This window comes from Arthrobacter sp. P1_B3 (assembly GCF_056406615.1).
Window position 1 is genome coordinate 1 of record NZ_JBFTZV010000057.1, and the last position, 3,922, is coordinate 3,922.

At 55.6% G+C, this 3,922-nt stretch carries 2 rRNA genes; both read right to left on the bottom strand.

Annotated elements, in window-relative coordinates:
* Positions 1-107 precede the first annotated feature (107 nt).
* Positions 108-3,243, bottom strand: a 23S ribosomal RNA gene (locus tag AC1D2F_RS23705).
* Positions 3,244-3,799: 556 nt separating this feature from the next.
* Positions 3,800-3,922: ribosomal RNA gene (locus tag AC1D2F_RS23710) — 16S ribosomal RNA — on the bottom strand; the annotation flags it as partial.

Sequence of the window (3,922 nt, forward strand, 5' to 3'; positions counted from 1 at the left end):
ACGGGTTTGTGTTGTTTGGGAACCACATAGTGGACGCAAGCAGTCTTGTTTCTTTGTACCCTTCCCGGGGTGTGAACGTCTTTTGAATCCGTTCACGGGATGGGTGTGTGGTGTAAGTTATCGGCCTATTAGTACCGGTCAGCTTCACGAGTCGTTAGTCCTCGCTTCCACATCCGGCCTATCAACCCAGTGGTCTGGCTGGGGGCCTCTCACACACAAGGTGTATGGAAATCTCATCTCGAAGCGAGCTTCCCGCTTAGATGCTTTCAGCGGTTATCCCATCCGAACGTAGCTAATCAGCGGTGCACTTGGCAGTACAACTGACACACCAGAGGTTCGTCCGTCCCGGTCCTCTCGTACTAAGGACAGCCCTTCTCAAATTTCCTGCGCGCGCAGCGGATAGGGACCGAACTGTCTCACGACGTTCTAAACCCAGCTCGCGTACCGCTTTAATGGGCGAACAGCCCAACCCTTGGGACCTACTCCAGCCCCAGGATGCGACGAGCCGACATCGAGGTGCCAAACCATGCCGTCGATATGGACTCTTGGGCAAGATCAGCCTGTTATCCCCGAGGTACCTTTTATCCGTTGAGCGACGGCCATTCCACAATGTACCGCCGGATCACTAGTCCCGACTTTCGTCCCTGCTCGAGATGTCTCTCTCACAGTCAAGCTCCCTTGTGCACTTACACTCGACACCTGATTGCCAACCAGGCTGAGGGAACCTTTGGGCGCCTCCGTTACTTTTTAGGAGGCAACCGCCCCAGTTAAACTACCCATCAGGCACTGTCCCTGACCCGGATTACGGGCCGAAGTTAGATGTCCAAAGTGACCAGAGTGGTATTTCAACGATGACTCCACCCGAACTGGCGTCCGGGCTTCAACGTCTCCCACCTATCCTACACAAGCCACTCCGAACACCAATACCAAACTATAGTAAAGGTCTCGGGGTCTTTCCGTCCTGCTGCGCGTAACGAGCATCTTTACTCGTACTGCAATTTCGCCGAGTTTATGGTTGAGACAGCGGGGAAGTCGTTACTCCATTCGTGCAGGTCGGAACTTACCCGACAAGGAATTTCGCTACCTTAGGATGGTTATAGTTACCACCGCCGTTTACTGGGGCTTAAATTCTCAGCTTCGCCTTGCGGCTAACCGGTCCTCTTAACCTTCCAGCACCGGGCAGGAGTCAGTCCGTATACATCGTCTTGCGACTTCGCACGGACCTGTGTTTTTAGTAAACAGTCGCTTCCCCCTGGTCTCTGCGGCCCCGATCCCCTCCCACCAGCAAGTGGTGTTCAAGGTTGGGGCCCCCCTTCTCCCGAAGTTACGGGGGCATTTTGCCGAGTTCCTTAACCATAATTCTCTCGATCGCCTTAGTATTCTCTACCTGATCACCTGTGTCGGTTTGGGGTACGGGCGGCTAAAACCTCGCGTCGATGCTTTTCTCGGCAGCATAGGATCACCGAATCCCCCCATACGGGGGTCCCGTCAGATCTCAGGCATCATGAACGGCGGATTTGCCTACCGTTCGCCCTACATCCTTAGACCGGGACAACCATCGCCCGGCTCGGCTACCTTCCTGCGTCACACCTGTTAATACGCTTGCCTCCCAGGATCAGGTCCCGCGCTCCACCAAAACCCTTCCACCCCGAAGGGTAGTCAGGCAGGTTTCGGGCGGTTAGTGTCCCCTGTTCAGCATGGGCGGTTTTTCGCCGGTACGGGAATATCAACCCGTTGTCCATCGACTACGCCTGTCGGCCTCGCCTTAGGTCCCGACTTACCCAGGGCAGATTAGCTTGACCCTGGAACCCTTGATCATCCGGCGGACGGGTTTCTCACCCGTCTTTCGCTACTCATGCCTGCATTCTCACTCGTGTAGGCTCCACCGCTGGTTTCCACCGCGACTTCACTGCCCACACGACGCTCCCCTACCACTCCAGACGCCTGAACCACAAGGGCTTGGCTATTGTCTGAAATCCACAACTTCGGCGGTGTACTTGAGCCCCGCTACATTGTCGGCGCGGAATCACTTGACCAGTGAGCTATTACGCACTCTTTTAAGGATGGCTGCTTCTAAGCCAACCTCCTGGTTGTCTTCGCAACTCCACATCCTTTCCCACTTAGCACACGCTTAGGGGCCTTAGTTGGTGGTCTGGGCTGTTTCCCTCTCGACTATGAAGCTTATCCCCCACAGTCTCACTGCTGCGCTCTCACTTACCGGCATTCGGAGTTTGGCTGACGTCAGTAACCTTGTAGGGCCCATTAGCCATCCAGTAGCTCTACCTCCGGTAAGAAACACGCAACGCTGCACCTAAATGCATTTCGGGGAGAACCAGCTATCACGAAGTTTGATTGGCCTTTCACCCCTACCCACAGCTCATCCCCTCCATTTTCAACTGAAGTGGGTTCGGTCCTCCACGACGTCTTACCGTCGCTTCAACCTGGCCATGGGTAGATCACTTCGCTTCGGGTCTAGATCACGCCACTGCAACGCCCTATTCAGACTCGCTTTCGCTACGGCTTCCCCACACGGGTTAACCTCGCGACGTAACACTAACTCGCAGGCTCATTCTTCAAAAGGCACGCCGTCACAACTACACAGCAAGCTGCGGYTGCTCCGACGGATTGTAAGCACACGGTTTCAGGTACTGTTTCACTCCCCTCCCGGGGTACTTTTCACCTTTCCCTCACGGTACTGGTCCGCTATCGGTCATTAGGGAGTATTTAGGCTTATCAGGTGGTCCTGACAGATTCGCACGGGATTTCTCGGGCCCCGTGCTACTTGGGATACTTCACCAGGCGGTGCACAACATTTCGGTTACGGGGCTCACACCCTCTACGGCCGGCCTTTCAAGACCGTTCACCTATGCCTGCACTCTCACCCCACTGTCCCGGCAGAGACAGAATGGGAAGTCCCACAACCCCGACCATGCAACGCCCGCCGGCTATCACACATGGAACGGTTTAGCCTGATCCGCGTTCGCTCGCCACTACTGACGGAATCACTATTGTTTTCTCTTCCTGCGGGTACTGAGATGTTTCACTTCCCCGCGTTCCCTCCACGCACCCTATGTGTTCAGATGCGGGTCACCAGGCAGCTCGCGCCCCTGGCGGGGTTTCCCCATTCGGACACCCTGGGATCACAGTCCGGTTATCGACTCCCCCAGGCTTATCGCAGATTCCTACGTCCTTCTTCGGCTCCTAATGCCAAGGCATCCACCGTGTGCTCTTAAAAACTTGACCACAAAAGATCAAGGAGTAATTTTCGAGAGAACCAYRRAAACCACACCGCACACCAGCCACACCCCAAGGGGCACAACCAGAGCAACGGCACAGATCCAGGTTCATATTCTTGGAAATTGCTTCTTATAAAAGATGCTCGCGTCCACTATGTAGTTCTCAAACAACAACCCCGTACCACACACCCCACACACGCCCCGCCCCAAAAGACAGGAACAACCGTATGATCGGTGCAGCCAGGAAACCAGAAACACAAGTCCCACACCACAACCACGCACCCTCCCAAAGGAAGAGCAACGCGGCCGCGCCATGGTCCTGTTGCCTCAGGACCCAACAGTGTGCCAAACACTAAACCGCCCCCACTGACCCCACACCGTTCCAGGAACACTCTCAAGAGAGGATCCGTACTGGGCAAGGAGAAAGAAGCTGCGGCCGCTATTTGCTGATATTCCACCCGTGAGCACCCGCCGCAGAACAATCGTCTGCGCAACGGGCGTTACTCCTGACAACCCCTCCACACCCGCATACACGGGGCAAGGTGACTGTAGGTGCTCCTTAGAAAGGAGGTGATCCAGCCGCACCTTCCGGTACGGCTACCTTGTTACGACTTAGTCCCAATCGCCAGTCCCACCTTCGACAGCTCCCTCCCACAAGGGGTTAGGCCACCGGCTTCGGGTGTTAC